Below are 15,606 nucleotides of genomic sequence, written 5' to 3'. Positions count from 1 at the left end.
CGGAAGCACGAAGAACCAGTGAACCGAATAACTCCCCTGCCGGGCACGGTGAAGACCGAGAGCTACCGGCTCCGCAGCGACGCTCGGCTGACCGAGGAGCCGGGCGGCTCGCTCGTCCTCGAACAGTCCCGCTACCGGCTGCGTCTTCCCGGGCTGGAGGCAGGGCGCCGCGCGGTGCTGCTGCGGATGGTGGAGAATTGGCTGAGCGATCTTCAGATCGCCCAACTCGTCACGGGGTTGGAGGGCGAATCACGGCTGCTGTCGACCCAGTTGCTGGTGCGCCGGCTGCTGCTGCACTCCTGGCTGGAACGCCGGGTCTCCGTCGGAGCCCGCGCCCTGCTGGACGTCGTGCCCCGCCGCATCGGCGCCCAGAGCGTTCCGCCGCAGCGCCGCCACCGGCCCGGAGCGGTCTACCGGATGTCCAGGTTTGCGGTGCTGCGGGCCGAGCAGGGCCGGATGGTGGCGTACTCGCCGCTCGGCACCGTCGGGATCAGCTGCCCCTGGTTCCGGCTGGCCGCTGTCCTGGCCCGCGCCTGTGCGGAGGAGATCGGCCTCGGCGAGGTAGCAGAGGAGGCGGGGGGCGACGAGTCGGCAGCGGGGGTCCTGCTGGACGAGTTGCTCTCCGCTCGTCTCCTGCTGACCCCGGAGGAAGCCGAGGCCGAGACCTGTGCGGCACCGATGGCCCTCTGGTCGGCGGAGGAACTCTGGCTGCACGACCGCTCCCGCCCGGAGCGCCACGCGGCCCCGATCGGCGCCACCGACCGCTTCCGCGGTCTGCCGGCGGCGGACCTCGGGCGGACGGCCGCCGCCGAGGGCCGCTCCTCGATCGCCCTGCCCGCACCCCCGTACGCGACCCGGGAGTCCGGTTCGTTGTCGACGGTCATGGCACGGCGCCGCAGCGTGCGGGGGCACGACGACAGCCGGCCGGTGACCGTGGCCCAGCTCGGCGAGTTCCTCCACCGGGTGCAGCGCCTCGAACTTCGCGACCGCGACGGCGAGACGACCGGAGTCCGGCCCTATCCGGGCGCGGGCGGCCTCGGTGAGCTGGAGGTCTACCCGCTGGTCTCGCGGTGTGCGGGCCTGCCCGGCGGCCTTTACCACTACGACTCGGTGCACCACCGGCTCGCGCCGGTGGCCGCGCCCGGGCCGGAGACCGAACGGATGCTGTCCTTCGCCCGGGCGACGGCCACCATGCCGGGCCCGCCGCAGGTCCTGTTCGTGATCACGGCCCGGGTCGGACCGCTGATGCGCAAGTACGAGGGGATCCCGTACACGCTGGCGCTCAAGGACGCCGGGATCCTGACCGCCTGGATGTACCTGGTCGCCACCGACATGGGCCTCGCCCCCTGTGCCCTCGGCGCGGGGGACACGGCCTCCTTCTCCGCACTGGCCGGCCTGGACACGCTGGCCGAGCCGGCCGTCGCCGAGTTCGCCCTCGGCGCCTGCCCGCCCGACGGCCGGCAGCCGGCATGAGTCTCCGTGCGCGAGAAGTCCCGACCCGGCGGAAGCACGCACCCCCATCGCACCCGAGAGCAGAGGACCGCGCCATGCACTCCACCGAACGCACCGCTTTCGCCTCCGGCTACAGCGCGGCGGTGGCCGCCGTCTGGTCCGATCCGGGCCAGGAACGGCTCCTGGCCCAGGATCCGTGCGTGCTGCTGGCCGAGCACGGCATCCGGGTGCCGGCGGGAACGACTGTGATCGTCGACCGCGACCGGCCTGCGACACCGGACGTACTGGACGCGCAGATCCGGTCCTGGGAGGAGGCGACGGTCAGCGGGCGGCTCACGCTGTTCGTGCCCCGCCCTGACCGGTTCGAGGAGCGGGACCTCTCGGAGGAGGAACTGGACGCGCTGGTGGCCGGCGTGGGCGTTCAGGGCTTTCCGGCGATGCCCTACTGATCTGCCGGGCCAGCGGAGTTCGAGACGGTGAACGCCCGGGGCCGGGCGTTGCGGACCCGTCCCCCGGGGCTCACCACCACGGCCTCAGCCGCCCGGCGCCGCCGCCAGGTTCGCCAGGGTGCGGTGTGGTTCGGTCGAGGCGGCGCCGGTCTTCGAGGACGAGACGGTCTCCACGGCGGCGCACAGCTCCTCCGGGGTGAGGTCGGCCAGCCGCTTCCGGTAGTGGTCGAGCAACTCCGCCGCGGTCCGGCGCAGTTCCGCCGGGTCCACCGGGAGCGGAGGGAGGTCGAGCCCGTCCTCGAAGCGGCGGGTGAGGGCCGAGCGCAGGTCGGCGGTGCCGGGCTGCCGGACGGTCAGCGACAGGTGGAAGGACAGGCCGTCGCTGTGACCGACGGCCGAGTGCGGTGCCCCGCGCGGGACGTAGAGTACCTCGCCCGCGTGCACCGTGGTCTCCAGCTGTACGGGCCCCGGCTCCGGCTCGGGCCCGGTCCGCCAGCACCCGTCCGCGGGGACCGCGTGGACCTGCCACCGCTTGCTGCCGTGCAGTTGGAGCACGAAGACGTCTGCGTCGTCCCGGTGGGAGTCGAACCCCTTCCGGCCGGGCGGGGTCACGAAGAGAAAGGCTTCGACACCCCGGCTCAGCTCGGCACCGAGGCGGCCGACGAGCGCCGCCGCCCCGGAGTGCCAGTGCTCGATGTTGCGCATCAGCAAGGTGGCGCCGGCATCGACGTGGCGCATCACCTTCGCGACGTCGGCGTAGCCGCGGAAGCTGCGGTCGATCAGGTGATGGGCGCTGGTGTACTCCCCCTGCTCCAGTGCCTTGCCCTGGGCGACGAGTTCGAGGTACGGGATGCGCAGCAGGCCCGAGGCCAGGACGTCATCGACGTCCGCCAGGGTGACCGGCGCGGTGAGCGGTGCGGGCGGGCGCAGCAGACAGGCCCGGCGACGCCACACCGTTTCCAGGAACGGTGCGGGGTCGCCCACGAGGGAGCGGAGAGTTTCCATTCGGGGGAGTGGCCTTCCGTAGCGGGAACGAGCTCACGGGCGCCGAATCTAAGGCCCGCCGAACGGGCGGCGCAAGAATTCTCCGACACTTGCTCGGGTGCGGGCACGGGTGAATCCGGACCGTTCCATCGAATCGTGCCGCCGCCGTTTTCCGATCCCACCGCCTTTCTGGACCTCCGCGGTTCTCCTGGTGGTCCGGACACCCGGACCAGGTGGTGACCGCGCTGGCCGGGGAGACCTCGCTGACATCGATCGATGCAATCCCCGGGGAAATTCCTTCATGAATCCGTGCTGCCGGGCCGATTTCTTGTGGCCGCTCGGGCGGTCGCACTAGGGTGGCACAAAAAGACGGGCGGTCCGGGTTTTCACGCCGCGTCCCGTTTCAATTGTGCGAGCGCCGCCCGGTTCGTCGGCGGAAATACGTGAACTTGGAGTTGCCCGTGTTCCTGGGTGTGGAGATCGGCGAACCGGAATCCGCGCGGCCTGCGGCGTCCGGCAGTGCACGTGCCGCGCAACTGGCCGAGCGGGGATCGTTGGTCTTCGTGACGCTGGACGAGGCCCTCACGTCCCCGGCGGACTCCGTGCCCGCCCGGCAGCGGATCGTCCAGAGCCGGTTGAACCCGGTGGCCGCCCTCGCGCACGTCGCCCCGCAGACCACCTCGATCGGGCTCGTCGCCACGGTGACCGTGACCCATCTCGAACCCTTCCACGTGTCGAAGGCCCTGGCGACGCTGGACCACGTCAGCGCCGGACGGGCCGGCTGGTGCGTGCGGGTGTCCGGGAGCGCCGAGGAAGCCCGGCTCTTCGGGGAGCGCACTGCCCGGGACCCCTCCGAGCTGTACGGGGAGGCCGCCGAGTTCGTCGAGGTGGTCTCGCTGCTCTGGGACAGCTGGGAGGACGGCGCGGAGATCCGAGACGCCACCACCGGACGGTTCCTGGACGGCACCAGGGTCCGCGCCGTGAACCACGAGGGCCGCTACTTCCGGGTGAAGGGCCCCGGGATCGTCCCGCGCCCGCCTCAAGGGCATCCGGTGACGGCCGTGCGGATCACCTCGGAGGAGGACCTGCCGCTCGCGGCCCGCGCGGACCTGGCCTTCGGCCGCCTCGAACGGGTCGTCGGCGCTCGTCCGCGGCTCGGGGGCGGAACCAGGACGATCGCGGACCTCTTCGTGGACTGCCGCGGGCTGCCGGCCGGTCGGTGGGCGTGGGGGACCGGCGGCGCGGTCGAGACCGGTGGCGTCCGCGAGTTCGCGGACTTCCTCCAACTGCGCGCACAGACGGGCCTGGTGGACGGGTTCCGTCTCGTGTTCGCCGAGGTGGGCACGGAACTGGCCCGCTTCGTGGACGAAGCCGTCCCCGAACTGCGCAGGCGTCGACTCGTCTCGCCCTGGGGCGAGGGCTGCCGCAGTTTCCGCGAGCGCCTGGGGCTGCCGCACCGGGCGCCCAACAGCATGGTCCCGTAGGGGGATCCCGCCACTGCGTCCGCGCGATCCGCCCCCGACCACGGGACGGCCGGAGTCGCCGGGCCCGTCTACACCCTAGGAAGCCCGCAGTGAACCTTGGACGGCGCCGACTCCACCTGGGCGTTCTCTTCCCGGTCAACCCCACCACGACGGTGTGGAAGGGCGGCCGGCAGGGCAGCCAGATCGACTTCGACGCGATCGCCCGGTTGGCCCGGACCGCAGAGCGCGGCCGGTTCGACTACCTGCTGCTCGCCGACGACCTCCGCATGCCCGAGCGGAACGGCGAGGTGACCGAGATCGGGGTGGCCGGCCGGCACGATCTGCTGACGATCGTCTCCGCCGTTGCGGCGGTCACGGAGAAGCTGGGTCTGGTGGCCACTGTCAACACCACCTTCAACGAGCCCTACGACCTGGCCCGTCAGCTCGCCACCGTCAACCACCTCTCGGGCGGGAGGCTGGGATGGAACGCGGTGACGACGCCGGACGCCTGGGTCGGCGAGAACTTCCGGCGCGGCGGCTTCCTCCCGCACGCCCAACGCTACGAGCGGGCGGCGGAGTTCGTCGAGTTGTGCGGCTCGATCTGGAGCGCCGGCGGGCCCGGGGGCGGCGAGCCGCTGGCCCACGAGGGACACCACTTCCGCGCCGAGGGGCCCGCCGCCACCGCGTACGACGGCGTCGAGCCGGTCCTGATGCAGGCGGGGGACTCGGAGCAGGGGAGGGAGTTCGCCGCCGCCCACGCAGAGGTCATCTACAGCAGGAAGAGGGGCCGCGCGGGCCGCGAGTTCTACGCCGACGTCAAGGGCAGGCTGGCGCGCCACGGCCGCGACCCGGGGCAGTTGAGGATCATGCCGGCCATCACCTATGTGGTCGGGCAGTCACGGGCGGACGCCGAGGAACTGGCGCGAGCGAGACGGCTGGACATCGTGACGCCGCAGATGGCGATCTACTACCTGGAGGGGCTCTGGGGGTGTGACCTGTCCGTCTACGACCCGGAAGGCCCGTTGCCCGACATCGCCCCGGACCCGGACGGCGGGGCGTTCGTCACCGGAAGGCCGACCGGCATGGACGCACAGCGGCGAGCGGACCGGGTGGCGTTCCTGCGGCAGGTCGCGGAGTCCAGGAAGCTGTCGATCCGGCAACTCGTCGCGCTCGTCACGCACACGAAGGCGTTGGCGGGCACCCCGTCCGACATCGCGACCGAGATGATCGACTACGTCGAAGCCGGCGGCTGCGACGGTTACATCATCGTCCCGGACCAGGCACCCGGCGGGCTGGACGAGTTCGTGGAGCACGTGGTGCCCGAGCTCCAGTCCCGCGGAGTACTCCCCGCGGAGTACGAGTCCGGCACGCTTCGGGGCCACCTCGGCCTGCCGGAACACCGCCGGACGCCGGTGAGCCGCGGTCGATGACACGGATCGCTGTCACGGTGGAGCGCTTCCCTGCGCGCCTTGGTGGCAATTCCGCGGAAGGCTTGTCGGCCGGCGGCGCCCGGAAATAGCGTCTGCACCACCACCGAGCGGAGCCGAGCGTTCCGTCCGAATCTTTTCTCGGTGTCGACAACGAGCAGGAGGATTTTCCATGGGCGAGAACGAGAAGCAGAACCCGCAGGTCGAGGTCAACGAGAACGACGAGTTCCGGGACGAGGACCTGGAGGGCATCGCCGGCGGCGAGTCGCACCGCTACCTGATCTGACACTCCCGTCCGCGGTCTCGCTCGACCGGTGGTGCACCGGAACGGTCTGTAACCGCAGGGCATGTGACGGATGGTCATCCGCCGCCGCGTTCCGGTCTCCCGTCCGGAACGCGGCCCGCGGCAGGCGAGGTCCTCGGCAACCGGTCAGAAGGGGGTGCCCGTGATGCAGAATCATTTGTCCGACCCGAGAATCGCGGTGGCGGAAACCGGCGAGAAGCTGAACCGCTTCCTCCGGTCGGCCCGTTATGCGGAGAAGCGGGTGGAAATCGAGAAGCTCGTCGAATTCGACCGCGCGACGGCCGCCGACCGACTTTCCGGAATCCTGGCCCACGCCCGGGACCGGGTGCCCCGCTACCGGTCCTTGCAGGACCACGCGAAGCCAGTGCTCGCGGATTTCCCGCTGACCCTGAAGGCGGATCTGCGCGACCGGTTCATCGACCTGATCAGCCGGGACGAGACCGGCCGGATGGAACCGGGCCACTACTTCATCCACGAGACCAGCGGCAGCACCGGCCAGCCGGTGCGGCTGCTGACGACCGCGGAGACCGGCGGACTGTCCAGCCTGGTGATCGCCGAACGGCTCTGCCGCCACCTCGACCTGCCCGACACCGGAACCGAACTGAACCTGGGGCTCCACTACGAGGGAACCCCGCTGGTCGAGGCCGGCTTCCTGCCCCGCCCGTACGTCCGGTGCAACCTGCGGGGCTTCGATCCGTCCTCCCCCTCCATCGTGGAGACCTACGCCTCCGTCGTCGGGGCCTTCCCCGTCGACCGGATCATCGGCACGTCGAGTCGGCTGGTCGGCCTGGCGCGGTACTGCCTGGACAGGGGAATCCACCTGCGGCCCCGGGCCGTGGTGGCCTCCTACGAGCACCTGGTCGAGGAGGGCCGCCGGATGGTCGAGGAGGCCTTCCGGTGCCCGGTCACGATGGTCTACGCGACCTCCGAGACCGGGTCCGCCGCCTGGGAGTGCCGCCAGGGGAACCTGCACTTCCAGGACGACTTCGTCACCCCGGAACTGTTGCCGTACGAGGGCGACGAGACGCTGAGGAGCATCGTCCTGACCGGGCTCCTCACCCGGGCGATGCCGGTGATCCGCTACGTCACGGGCGACCTGTGCTCCCCGGCGACGGCCTGTGGGTGCGGGCTGCCCGGAACCGTGGTCCGCTCACTGGTCGGCCGGTCGAAGGCGACGCTGGTGGGCGCCGACGGCCTCGTCTACTCGCCCTACGCCCTGCTGGCCGCACTGTCCGACGCGGGACTGGCGGACTTCCAGGTCCTCCAGGAAAGCCCCGGAATCCTGCAGCTCATCGTGCCGGAGGCGAGCGAGGAGGCCCGCAGGTGCGTCGAGCACCTCAACCGTGACCTTGCCGCGTACTTCCGCGAGGGCCGGGGCTTCCGCCTCCGGCTGGCCGCGACGGGCAGCTTCGTCCTCAGCGGCCGGGGCAAGCGCAACCCCGTCGTCCAGCGGCTCGACGTCGCCCCCGGCGCGGTGGAGGGCACCGGCTACCTGAGGTCCGGCGTCCGAAGCCCGGCGTACGCCGGCCCGGTGGCACAGAGCCCTTCCGCCCCGTAGAGGAGATTGTGCCGTGAACGGATCGACGCTCCGGGTCGTGGGATCGCTGGAGGAAGTCCCCTCCGCACCCGAGGCACTGACGGTGTTCCTGGCCGGCGGCATGCGCGACTGCCCCGACTGGCGGCACTGGGCGATCGAGTCGCTCGCCGACCGGTGGCAGCGGGCGGGGGCCGACCGCCCCGTCACGGTGTTCAGCCCCAGCCGGGTCGTCTCCGGCCGCTCGTTCAGCCAGGAGCTGGTGCGCTGGGAGCACGACGCCCTCCGAGCCTGCGACGTGGTCCTCTTCTGGTTCCCCCGGGGCAACGAGAAGGCGCCCGAGCAGCCGATCGCGCTCTACGAACTCGGTGTCGCCGCCGCGACGTTCAAGCCCATCGCCGTCGGCACCGAGCCCGGCTACGCGCGCCGCGAGGACGTGGGGGCCCAGCTGCGGCTGATCCGTCCGGACCTCCCGGTGCGCGGCGACCTGAACTCCACGGTCGGTGACGCGGTCCGGGCGCTCCTGCGCGCGGAGAAGGCGCTGGGCGAGGCGTACTCGGCGGCCGGCACTCTCCAGGCTGTCTGACCGGCGAGCAGAGCCTCAACCGCAGGAAGGAAGCCCAACCGTGCAGTTCCGTGAGCAGGCACTCGCCAAGCTCCAGTCCACCACCGACCTCGGGACAGCGGCCACGCTGGCCAAGCCGCGCAGCCTGGTCGCGCTGCTCATGGTCACGGTGCTCGTCGCCTTCGGCGCGCTGTGGGCGTTCACCGGGGCGATACCGCGCCAGGTCACCGTGCCCGGCATCCTCACCTACGGTCAGGGCAGCTACACCCTGGACAGCCCCGTCTCCGGGCAGATCACCGGGGTCTTCGCCCAGCAGGGCACGACCTTCCCGGCGCAGGCCCCGCTGTTCACCGTCCAGGTCGACTCGACCCAGCAGACCGTCCGCGCCTTCAGCGGCGGACGCACCACGGCGATCCTGGCGCAGGTCGGCCAAGTGGTCACGGCGGGCACGAACCTCGCCGTCGTCGAGCGCGTCAGCGGGCCGACCGATCCGTTGATCGCGGTGCTGTACGCGCCGACGAGCAGCGCCGGGCTCATCACCCAGGGCAGCACCGTGGACCTCGACCTGCGGTCCGCTCCGGCCCAGGAGTACGGAGTGCTGCGCGGCGTCGTCCAGTCGGTCAGCCAGTTCTCCCAGACCCAGAAGCAGATCGCGAGCTTCCTCGGCGATGCCCAACTGGCCGGCCAGTTCTCCGGCCAGGGTCAACCGATGCAAGTGGTCGTGAGGTTGCTGACAGAACCGGGCACGACGAGTGGGTTCCGGTGGTCCACCCGAACCGGCCCGCCGTACCTGATTGATTCCCGCACGCTGGTGAGCGCCTCCGTGCACTTGCCATCGGTCAGACCGATTAGCTGGGTGTTGTCGTAGATGTCCGTACTCACCACCACCGGCGGAACTCCGAAGGCGCGGGCCTGGCCGAGGCGCCGCCCGGCCCGCCGGGTCAAGCCACCGGTGATCTTCCAGATGGAAGCACTGGAGTGCGGGGCCGCCAGCCTCGCCATGATCCTCGCCCACTACAAGCGCTACGTGCCGCTGGAGGAACTGCGGGTCGCCTGCGGGGTCTCGCGGGACGGCTCGAAGGCCTCGAACGTCCTCAAGGCGGCCCGGCGTTACGGTCTGACGGCGACCGGACGACGAATGGACACCGAGGCGCTGTCGAAGCTGGCGCCCCCGGCGATCCTGTTCTGGGAGTTCAACCACTTCGTGGTCCTCAACGGGTTCGGCCGACGCCTGGGCAAGGACGTCGTCTACCTCAACGACCCCGGCAGCGGGCCGCGGGTCGTCAACCTCGCGGACTTCGACGAGAGCTTCACCGGCGTGGTGCTCACCATGTCGCCGGGCGAGGAGTTCCGCCCCGGCGGCCGGCGCCCCGGCGTCCTCGCGAGCATGCCGACCCGGCTGCGCGGGAGTTGGGGCCTGCTCGCCCTGAGCACCTACGTCAGCGTGCTGCTCGCGGTGGTCGGGGTGGCGTACCCCGCCCTCACCCGGGCGTTCGTCAACTCCATCCTGCTGGGCGGCGACCGCTCGTTCCTGATGTCGTTCTTCGGCCTGATGGGCGCGACCGTCATGGCGACGGGCGTGCTCACCTTCCTGCGCCAGGCCTTCCTGCTGCGGCTGCGCATCTCCAACGCGACGATCAACAGCAGCCGCTTCCTGCGCCACGTGTTCAGACTGCCCATCAATTTCTTCGTCCAGCGAAGTCCGGCGGACATCAGCAGTCGGGTGCAGTCCAACGACCAGGTCGCCGTGACCCTGTCCAACGACCTGTCGAGCACCCTGGTCAACGCGCTGGTCGTCGTGCTGTACGCCTGCCTGCTGTGGGCCTACGACCCCTGGCTGACGGTGCTGAGCGTGTCGCTGTCCCTGCTCAACGTCGTAGCCCTGCGCACGGTGGCCCGGATCAGGGCCGGCGGGGTCAGCCGACTGGCCACGGACGAGGCGCAGCTGCTGAACACCTCGTACAGCGGCCTGCAGCTCATCGAGACGATGAAGGCCACCGGCGGCGAGAACACCTTCTTCCGGCGCTGGGCCAAGGAACAGTCCGCCGTTGTCACCGGGCAGCAGAAGATCGGCGTGCCGAGTGCCGTCATGGCGGTGGTCGCACCCACCCTGGCCTCCGTCACCACCTCGCTGTTGCTGCTGATCGGCGGCTTGGAGGCGGTGAAGGGAGACCTGACGGTCGGTCTGCTCGTCGCCTTCCAGGCCCTGGTGTCGGCCTTCGTCAGTCCCATCGCGCAGCTGATCGCGGTGGCCCAGCGGGTCCAGGACTTCGCCGTCCAGGTGACCCGGCTGCGCGACGTGGAGAACTACCGGCCGGAGTCACGCGCGGACGCGTCCGACGCCCCGTCCGGGCGGCTCGCCGGCAACCTGACCTTCGACCGGGTCACCTTCGGCTACAACCCGCTGGACGCTCCGCTCGTCAGCGAGTTCTCCTTCTCGGTGGGCCCCGGCCGGCAGGTCGCGCTGGTCGGCGGCTCGGGGAGCGGCAAGTCCACCGCGGTGCGCCTGATCTCGGGCCTCTACCGGCCCTGGGAGGGCTCGGTGGACATCGACGGCCTCCCGCGCGAGGGCATCGCGCCGGAAGTGCTCAGCGCCTCGGTGGGCTTCGTCGACCAGGACGTCTTCCTGTTCGAGGGGACGGTGCGGGACAACATCACGCTCTGGGACACCTCCATCCCCGACGACCAGGTCATCGCCGCGCTCCGCGACGCCGCGGTGTACGACGTCGTGTCCTCGCGTCCGGGCGGCATCTACGCCCAGGTGGAGGAGGACGGCCGCAACTTCTCGGGCGGACAGCGCCAGCGGCTGGAGATCGCCCGGGCGCTCGTCCGCAACCCGCGCCTGCTCGTCCTGGACGAGGCGACCAGTGCCCTGGACGCCGAGACGGAACTCCTGATCATGAACAACATCCGCCGCCACGGCTGCGCCACGGTCGTCGTGGCCCACCGGCTGAGCACCATCCGCGACAGCGACGAGATCGTCGTGCTGAGCCGGGGCGACGTGGTCGAGCGGGGGACGCACGAGGCCCTGTCCGCGGCCGGCGGCGCCTACGCCCAGCTCATCAGGGAGCACTGACGCATGAGCACGACATCCTCCGGGCCCGAGGCCGTGGCCACGGCGGCCTGGCGACCGCCGGCCGGGATCGGGACCGAGGTCGACTTCGGCGAGGGACACGTCCGGCTGACGGATGCGGACGCGCTGTGGGTGGTGACCGAAGGAGCCGTCGACCTGTTCGTCATGGAGGCTGCCGAGGGCGGCCCGTGGCACTACGTCAACCGCTTCACGCCGGGTGCCGTCCTCGCCGTGCCCCCGTCGGGCGCGGTCGGCGTGCCGGTCCTGCGAGCCGTCCTCGGCGCCCGTGTCCTGCGGGTGGACGCGGCGGACCCGGCAGGACTCCTGCTCGCCGACACCAGCTTCGGGGACGCCGGCTCCGGGGACACCGGCGACACCTCCGATCGGCGTGCGGCCCTCGCCCGGGGGATCGACGCCGGGCTCGACGGCCTCCTCGCCTTCGTCGCCGAGCAACCGGGCGCCCGTGAGCACGTGCTCCTGAGCGCCGGAAGCCGGGGCGAACTGGCGGAAGGGGAATCCGGGCGCGCGGCCGGGGGACTGGTCTGGATCGAGGTCCTCGCCGGTCGGCTGCGGGTCGGAACGCCCGACAGCGGCGAGTGGCTCTCCCGCGGCGACACGTTCGTGGTCACCGAGGGCAGCACCGTCCAGGGCGACCCCACGGCCTCGTTCACCACCTGCTCGACCGGTGACCTGCTGGCCGACGGCCGGTGGTGGGACCGCCTGGCCGAGGTGAACGGGCGCCTGCTGCGGATGGCCGACCGGGTCATCGCCGCCGAGGCGGAGCAGGTCGAGTCCCGGATCCGGGCGGTGCGCGACATGGAGGACGCGCTCACCGACAAGGCCAACCGGGTCCTCCAGGCGGTGCTCCAGCCGGCCGAGCACGTCTCGCGCAGCGGCCCCGTCCACAGCGAGGACGCCACCGAGGCGGCCTGCCGGATCGTGGCCGACGAACTGGGCATCCCCGTCCTGCCCGCGCGCGGCTCCGCCGCCGGCGGCCGGACGGGCCCGATCGAGGCGATCGCGGTGCGCTCGCGCTTCCGCATCCGCGCGGTGGACCTGGACGCGCGCTGGTGGCGCACCAACATCGGGCCGTTCGTCGGGCGCCGCGCCGAGTCCGGCGAGCCGGTGGCCTTCGTCTGGCGGCGCGGACGGTACGTGGCCTGGGACCCCGTCACCGGCGAGCAGAGCCCGGTGCGGGAGCGGACGGCGGGGGAGTTCGACGACACGGGGGTGCTGTTCTACCCGCCCCTGCCGGAACGGCCGATCGGAACGGGACGGCTGATCCTGTTCGGCCTGAAGGGCAGCGGACGGGACATCCGCAACCTGATCGCCTTCACCCTGATCGCGGTGGCCGTCGGCACCACGGTGCCCATCAGCACCGGGCTGGTCCTGGGCACGTTCGTCCCGTACGCCGAGACGAGCCTCATCGTGCAGGTGTGCGTCCTGACCCTGGTGGCCGCCCTCGCGTCGGCAGTCTTCGCGGTGTTGGAGAACCTGGCGCTGCTGCGTGTCGGGGGTCGCTTCGAGGCCACCCTGCAGGCCGCCGTCTGGGACCGGCTGCTGCGCCTGCCGGCACCGTTCTTCCGCCGCTACTCCACGGGTGAACTGGCCAGTGCGGCACTGGGGGTGAAGAACATCCGCACGGTGCTGACGAACGTGGGCTACGTGGTGCTCTACTCCAGCGTGGTCGCGGTGGTGAACTTCGCCGTGATGTTCTGGTTCAGCGTGCCGCTGGCCCTGCTGACCGGGCTCTACGTGCTGGTCGGCTTGGTGTTCTTCCTCGTGCTGGGCGCGCGGCAGATGAAGTGGCAGACCCAGTCGCTGGACCTGGAGCACAAGCTCGCGAACCGGGTGTACCAGAGGTTGCGGGGGCTCCCCAAGCTGCGGGTGGCGGGCGCCGAGAACCGCGCCTTCGCGGCCTGGGCCAACGAGTTCGCGCAGCAGAAGGAGCTCCAGAAGCGCATCGGCAGGTACCAGAACGCGGCAGCCACGTTCAACGCCGTCTACCCGCTCATCTGCGTGCTGCTCACCTTCGCGGTCATCAGCGGGCCGGCTCGCGGAACGCTGTCGATGACCCGGTTCCTGTCGTTCAACGCGGCCCTGGGCATCGTCCTCGCGGCCGTGATCCAGGTGACCAACTCCCTTTCCTCGGCCTTCGCCGTGATCCCCATGTTCAAACGCATGAAGCCGCTGCTCGCCGAGTTGCCGGAGGCCTCGGAAGCGCACACGGTTCCCGGCGAACTGACGGGGGAGATCGAGGTCAACCGGGTGACGTTCCGTTACGACGAGAACAGCCCACCGGTCCTCGACAACGTGTCCCTGAGCATGCGGCCGGGCGAGTTCGTGGCGATCGTCGGCCCCAGCGGATGCGGCAAGTCCACCCTGCTGCGATTGCTACTGGGCTTCGAACGCCCGTCCAGCGGCAACGTCCTGTACGACGGTCAGGACCTGGCGACAATGGACAGCGCCGCGGTGCGCAGGCAGTGCGGCGTCGTCCTGCAGCAGACGAAGCCGTTCGCCGGCACCGTCTTCCAAGCCATCACCGGCACCCTCAACTACAGCCACGACGACGCGTGGGCCGCCGCCGAACTGGCGGGCATCGCTGCGGACATCCGCGCCATGCCCATGGGGATGCACACGCTGGTGAGCGACAGCGGCACCTTCTCCGGCGGCCAGCGGCAGCGCCTCGCCATCGCGCATGCCCTGATCCGCCGCCCCAGGATCCTGTTCTTCGACGAGGCCACCAGCGCGTTGGACAACGAGACCCAACGGATCGTCACGGAGAGCACCCAGCGCCTGAACGCGACCCGGGTCGTCATCGCGCACCGGCTCTCCACCGTCCTCGACGCCGACAAGGTCGTCGTCCTCGCCGAGGGCCGGGTCGCCGAATGCGGACCTCCCTTCGACCTGCTCGGCGACCCCACGAGCCTCTTCCACCAGTTGGTGCGCAGGCAGATGCACGAATCAGAAGGAGCGATGACATGAATCGCAGGAGGAGAAGACTCCGTCTGCAGGCCGCCGCGGCAACCATCCTGCTGGGGCTCGGCGGTACGGCCGGCTGCGGTACGGCGCGCAGCGGCGACACCGCCGCCCAGGCGTCGGCGCCGGAGGCGGTCATCTCCCAGGCGGACGCGTCGGCCGCGGTCAGCCGCTACGACGACGCGAACAACCAGGTGAACGGGGCCCTCGACAGCACGGGCCTGCCCGGCATCGAGACCGAGCCGCTGCTCACCGCGGACGTCGCCTGGATGCGCATCAGCAAGGAACTGAACCAGGCGGTCGCCCCGATCAGCGACCAGGGCATCACCATCCACGCCACGGCGGGCTCGGCCTACCCCCACTGGTTCCTGGCCGTGTCCAGCCGGGCACAGGGAGGCATGCCCTTCCCCGGCCCGACGTACCGCGTCTTCGTGCAGGCGGGGCCCGGAGCGCCCTACCTGGCCGCGTACTCGCTCACGGCCAGCGGGCCGGTGCCGAAGGTCGCCGTCGACGCTGCGGGCACCGCCACCGCCGTCGCGAGCCCGGACGGTCTGCTGACGCCCCCGGACTCCCTGGCGGCCGAGATCCTCGCCCACTACCAGCAGAACCTCGCCGGCAAGGACAAGTTCTCCTACAGCACCCCGCTGGACGACAACCTCTCCAACGGGTTCGCCGCCGGCACGAAGGCTCTGAGCGGTCGCGGCACGACCCTGTCCCGGGCGCTGACTCGAACGCTCCCCGAGACCTACGCCCTGCGGACCGAGGACGGCGGCGTGCTCGCGTTCACCTCCGACGTCGTCACCGACACGCTGACCCCGGTCCAGGCTGACGGCACCGTCTCCCTGGGCCCGAAGAGCAGTGACGCCGCGCAGTTGGGCAAGCCCGGCGGCGCGACGGCGAGCCGGTTCACCATCAGCCGGCTGCAGATGTTCCTGACGTACGTCCCGACCGCCGCCTCGGGGTCGAAGGTCCAGGTCATCGGCTACAACGAGGTTCCCACAGCTGTCAGTTGACCACTGCCAGGCACAGCCACGAAACACCACCAGAGGAGTTCACCACCATGAAGGACGACACCTTCCGGAACACCGGCACCGAGGACACCGCCGTCGTGGCGGGCACGGAGGTCGACGAGGAGATCAGCGACGGGGACCTGGACGCCATCGGCGGCGGCGACGGAGGTCAGCCGACCTACCCGCCGTACGTGTGAGCCCTGGTGCCCGCGCCCCCGACACCGGGGTCGCGGGCACGACGCTTCCATCGGCGGCGGCAATTCGCGAACCACCTCGCACCGCTGAGCTCGGGTTCAACAGGAGGAACACCAGGCCGCAGGTGCGTCCGCCGCGGTCGCCTCCGCCGCGGTCGCCTCCGCTGTCCGT

12 protein-coding genes are annotated in these 15,606 nt (G+C 71.1%); 11 read left to right on the top strand and 1 reads right to left on the bottom strand.

The genetic code is table 11. From position 1 onward, the window contains the following. Positions 1–18 precede the first annotated feature (18 nt). Together ACFV04_RS06405 and ACFV04_RS06400 are read left to right on the top strand one after the other, a co-directional pair. Positions 19–1,473 (top strand): SagB family peptide dehydrogenase, encoded by a 1,455-nt coding sequence (locus ACFV04_RS06405; RefSeq protein WP_380343419.1) that lies wholly within the window; start codon positions 19–21, stop codon positions 1,471–1,473. Positions 1,474–1,547: 74 nt separating this feature from the next. Then, positions 1,548–1,901 carry a hypothetical protein gene (locus ACFV04_RS06400; RefSeq protein WP_380343416.1) on the top strand — a complete coding sequence of 118 codons (354 nt, stop codon included), beginning with the start codon at positions 1,548–1,550 and terminating at the stop codon, positions 1,899–1,901. An 84-nt stretch (positions 1,902–1,985) separates the two neighbouring features. Here ACFV04_RS06400 and ACFV04_RS06395 read toward each other — a convergent pair whose 3' ends face one another. Continuing rightward, the gene (locus ACFV04_RS06395) at positions 1,986–2,906 is read right to left on the bottom strand and encodes a JmjC domain-containing protein (protein ID WP_380527181.1); all 921 of its coding nucleotides are present in this window, start codon (positions 2,904–2,906) and stop codon (positions 1,986–1,988) included. A 335-nt stretch (positions 2,907–3,241) separates the two neighbouring features. On the opposite strand from ACFV04_RS06395, the gene ACFV04_RS06390 reads away from it, so the two are divergent. From ACFV04_RS06390 to ACFV04_RS06350, 9 genes are all read left to right on the top strand, one after another. Beyond that, a complete protein-coding gene (locus ACFV04_RS06390) occupies positions 3,242–4,369 on the top strand; it encodes an LLM class flavin-dependent oxidoreductase (protein ID WP_380527179.1) in 1,128 nt (375 codons plus the stop codon). A gap of 89 nt (positions 4,370–4,458) precedes the next feature. Further along, complete coding sequence (locus ACFV04_RS06385) at positions 4,459–5,778, top strand: LLM class flavin-dependent oxidoreductase (RefSeq protein ID WP_380527177.1); 1,320 nt, start codon at positions 4,459–4,461, stop codon at positions 5,776–5,778. A gap of 446 nt (positions 5,779–6,224) precedes the next feature. After that, a complete protein-coding gene (locus ACFV04_RS06380) occupies positions 6,225–7,637 on the top strand; it encodes a hypothetical protein (RefSeq protein WP_380527175.1) in 1,413 nt (470 codons plus the stop codon). 13 nt (positions 7,638–7,650) lie between these two features. Further along, positions 7,651–8,199, top strand: coding sequence for a nucleoside 2-deoxyribosyltransferase domain-containing protein (locus ACFV04_RS06375; RefSeq protein WP_380343402.1), 549 nt, complete (start codon positions 7,651–7,653; stop codon positions 8,197–8,199). Positions 8,200–8,239: 40 nt separating this feature from the next. After that, positions 8,240–9,046, top strand: a complete 807-nt coding sequence (locus ACFV04_RS06370) for an HlyD family efflux transporter periplasmic adaptor subunit (RefSeq protein WP_380343400.1) — start codon at positions 8,240–8,242, stop codon at positions 9,044–9,046. Then, the gene (locus ACFV04_RS06365) at positions 9,047–11,254 is read left to right on the top strand and encodes an NHLP family bacteriocin export ABC transporter peptidase/permease/ATPase subunit (RefSeq protein WP_380527173.1); all 2,208 of its coding nucleotides are present in this window, start codon (positions 9,047–9,049) and stop codon (positions 11,252–11,254) included. 3 nt (positions 11,255–11,257) lie between these two features. Next, positions 11,258–14,236, top strand: coding sequence for an NHLP bacteriocin export ABC transporter permease/ATPase subunit (locus ACFV04_RS06360; protein WP_380527171.1), 2,979 nt, complete (start codon positions 11,258–11,260; stop codon positions 14,234–14,236). Beyond that, on the top strand, positions 14,233–15,243 hold the full coding sequence (locus ACFV04_RS06355; RefSeq protein ID WP_380527170.1) for a hypothetical protein: 1,011 nt from the start codon (positions 14,233–14,235) through the stop codon (positions 15,241–15,243). Before ACFV04_RS06360 ends, ACFV04_RS06355 begins: the two co-directional genes overlap by 4 nt. 47 nt (positions 15,244–15,290) lie before the next feature. Then, the gene (locus ACFV04_RS06350) at positions 15,291–15,437 is read left to right on the top strand and encodes a hypothetical protein (RefSeq protein WP_380527168.1); all 147 of its coding nucleotides are present in this window, start codon (positions 15,291–15,293) and stop codon (positions 15,435–15,437) included. Positions 15,438–15,606 lie beyond the last annotated feature (169 nt).

Source organism: Kitasatospora sp. NPDC059599 (assembly GCF_042735125.1).
Lineage (GTDB): Bacteria > Actinomycetota > Actinomycetes > Streptomycetales > Streptomycetaceae > Kitasatospora.
The sequence above is the reverse complement of the archived record's forward strand: the minus strand, read 5'-3'. Positions and strand labels throughout refer to the sequence as shown.

Coding starts and splice junctions, on each gene's coding strand:
- ACFV04_RS06400 (WP_380343416.1), top strand. CDS start 1,548: ATGCACTCCACCGAACGCACCGCTTTCGCCTCCGGCTACAGCGCGGCG.
- ACFV04_RS06395 (WP_380527181.1), bottom strand. CDS start 2,906: ATGGAAACTCTCCGCTCCCTCGTGGGCGACCCCGCACCGTTCCTGGAA.
- ACFV04_RS06380 (WP_380527175.1), top strand. CDS start 6,225: ATGCAGAATCATTTGTCCGACCCGAGAATCGCGGTGGCGGAAACCGGC.
- ACFV04_RS06365 (WP_380527173.1), top strand. CDS start 9,047: ATGTCCGTACTCACCACCACCGGCGGAACTCCGAAGGCGCGGGCCTGG.
- ACFV04_RS06360 (WP_380527171.1), top strand. CDS start 11,258: ATGAGCACGACATCCTCCGGGCCCGAGGCCGTGGCCACGGCGGCCTGG.
- ACFV04_RS06355 (WP_380527170.1), top strand. CDS start 14,233: ATGAATCGCAGGAGGAGAAGACTCCGTCTGCAGGCCGCCGCGGCAACC.
- ACFV04_RS06350 (WP_380527168.1), top strand. CDS start 15,291: ATGAAGGACGACACCTTCCGGAACACCGGCACCGAGGACACCGCCGTC.